The organism is Chryseobacterium ureilyticum, assembly GCF_900156735.1.
GTDB classification, from domain to species: Bacteria; Bacteroidota; Bacteroidia; order Flavobacteriales; family Weeksellaceae; genus Chryseobacterium; species Chryseobacterium ureilyticum.
This window is the reverse complement of record NZ_FTOL01000021.1, coordinates 1-2553: the sequence shown is the minus strand read 5'-3', so window position 1 is coordinate 2553 and position 2553 is coordinate 1. Positions and strand designations below refer to the sequence as shown.

Genomic DNA, 2553 nt, shown 5'->3' with positions numbered 1-2553 from the left:
TTTGAAAAACTATGTCCTAATTCGTGGAACAACGTAACGTGAAAAGGTGATTGTTTACTACCTGAAGTTGTGTCTAATGTAACATCTTGTTTAAAAACTGTAAATACAGTACTTCCATCAAGAGTTGCACCATTCAGTCCTTTATAAGACCCGTTCAAACTGCTATCTTTTATTGTGGTATTGATATCATCATTAGCAAATAAATTTAAATATTGAGACCCAAATGAATTTTCATCTCCTCCCGTAATGGAAGTCAATGCAGACAAAATTTGACCAGCATAACTATCACTTTTCACACTTGCTTCTACGTCCCATTTTTTGGTTTCTGAATTTTGTGTGTAATACTTTCCATTATTATATCTGTAAGTGTTATCACCGTCTTTAATATCAATCCACATTCCTGTCGGGTCAGTGTATTTTACCGGATTATTAGCAACATATGTAAACGGCGACATATCAGGATATTTTTCAGCTAAGGGGTCTATAGTTCCAAACCTCCCAATATCCGGCATATAAAATCTTGCTCCATAATCATACATTCCGGTCTCCTGTAACTCCTTCCCATTATACGTGTAATTATAAGCACGATTTCCAGCTAAATTATTATACCCTTCATGCTTCAATCCAAAAGGATAATAATTATTTTCTTCTAGAACTTCTACTCCACTTCCATTATGGAAATAACTCAAGCGGATATTTCCTAAATGATCTGTATAGTTGTAAATATACTTATTTTTAACAAAATCAAAATAATCTTAATGTATAAGTCTAATAACTATAATTCGTAAAAACTTTGATTTTCTATTGTTTAATACATTTATGAAGTCTATAACTTTTGGTAAGCGTCTTACAGAGGTAAGAAAAGATAAAAAGATGTCGCAGGACGAAGTGGGCAAACTCGTAGGTGTTCACGGTGCTGTCATCGGAATATACGAACGAAACGAAGTAAAACCCTCGATTGAAGTGGCTACAAAAATTATTGATGCTTTAGGTGTTACCCTAGATTATCTTGTAAAAGACGGACAATATGAGCAGATCGACAACGATACGCTGAAAAAACTAAAAGCAATACAGGAACTCGATAGCGATACCAAAGCTCATATTTTTGCAACCATCGACGCTTTTATCAAAGCTTCTAAACTTAAAAATATTGCTGCGCTTTAGTTCTGTTTTCATATACAAAACAGAACATTATATAACACAAAAACCACTGCAATTTCACAGTGGTTTTTTTATTTATCTGCCACACGATAAAATCGTGCGGGAGCGAGGAACATAACTATTATTTAATTCTTGTTTTTTCTAGAATATAATTACGTAAACTCTCATCAACAAAATAATTACTTCCATTAATATTAATAATATTATTTCCCATACAAAAATTTACTTTTCGTCCATTATTATCATATATAAAGCCAAATAATCTTGCATCAACACTCCATTTTTCATTAGCTGCTTTAAGAGATCTGAACAATTCGATTAAGTCTTTCTCTTCGTTGCCTGTTAGTTTAATTTTATCCGTTTTATAGTTTCTTTTTAAATCAGCACAGGAAACATTAACAATAATTTCATCATTTAAATCAATATAATTCAACTCTCCATTGAGATTAGTCTTACTACATGAATAGGTTGTAAGTATTATGTAAATAAACAATAATATACGTTTCATTATTTTCGTTTTTTAACTGTTATTACTACTTCTTCTATTTCTTGAGCTTTTGGTTTAACCGTATTAACTCCTGCAGTTTTGATAAGCTTCCCATCATGGTTTTTTCTAGTCACTTGACCCTTTTGGGTTAATCCCAATTTTTTAGCAGTTGATTGTTCACTCCCCGTTATTACTCGTCTTTCTTCCTTATTTCCGTATTTTTCATCAGGTGTATTACGCAATTTATCATGCTCTGTTGGATTGTCAATATAATGATTTGCATGATCCATTTCATGATCTAATACAGCAGTAGGCGTAAGATCACCATCACCATCTGTCTCTAACCCAGTTATAGGAGACCATTTTATATTCATTTTACTCAATTGAAAACCTGGAGCTTCTCCTTCTTCTAAATCTCTTACGGTTACTTTTTCTTTTTTAGCATCAAGTGCCTTAAGATTACCTCCCGCTCCTGACTTTATTAATGCATTTGCTGCTCTATGAAAAGCATGAATATACTTATTCGTACCATCATATTGTGCTCCATATTTATAGTCATATTTATGCATTTTTCCATCTGAGGCTTTGTACCAGATTATAATATCATTTCCATCTGGATCCAGATATTTAATCGGATTATTTATCGCATATGCATAACCTGAAAAAGGATAGTAAGTTTCCGCTTTATTATCAATCACTCCCCATCTTCCAATATCCGGCATATAGAATCTCGCTCCATAATCATACATCCCCGTCTCCTGCAGCTCCTTGCCGTTGTACTTATATTGATAAGCATTCTGAGTTGTAGTAGTATAATTATGTAGCAATCCAAAAGGATAATAATTATTGACTTCTACAATTTCTCCTGGCTTCCAAACATCATGACAACCAAATTTTCCAACTAA

General features: G+C 32.9%; 4 protein-coding genes. 1 reads left to right on the top strand and 3 read right to left on the bottom strand.

Annotated elements, in window-relative coordinates; all coding sequences use genetic code 11:
• Nucleotides 1–689, bottom strand: a 689-nt coding sequence (locus BW983_RS24580; RefSeq protein WP_394333195.1) for an RHS repeat-associated core domain-containing protein, incomplete at its 3' end; no start/stop codon positions are given.
• A 130-nt stretch (nucleotides 690–819) separates the two neighbouring features.
• Here BW983_RS24580 and BW983_RS23625 point away from each other — a divergent pair.
• The gene (locus tag BW983_RS23625; RefSeq protein WP_076554311.1) at nucleotides 820–1164 is read left to right on the top strand and encodes a helix-turn-helix domain-containing protein; all 345 of its coding nucleotides are present in this window, start codon (nucleotides 820–822) and stop codon (nucleotides 1162–1164) included.
• Between the two features lie 118 nt (nucleotides 1165–1282).
• Here BW983_RS23625 and BW983_RS23620 read toward each other — a convergent pair whose 3' ends face one another.
• Together BW983_RS23620 and BW983_RS23615 are read right to left on the bottom strand one after the other, a co-directional pair.
• Entirely contained in the window at nucleotides 1283–1669 is a 387-nt protein-coding gene (locus tag BW983_RS23620; RefSeq protein ID WP_076554309.1) for a hypothetical protein, read from the bottom strand.
• Nucleotides 1669–2553, bottom strand: an 885-nt coding sequence (locus tag BW983_RS23615; protein WP_228409073.1) for an RHS repeat-associated core domain-containing protein, incomplete at its 5' end; no start/stop codon positions are given. The genes BW983_RS23615 and BW983_RS23620, both read right to left, overlap by 1 nt.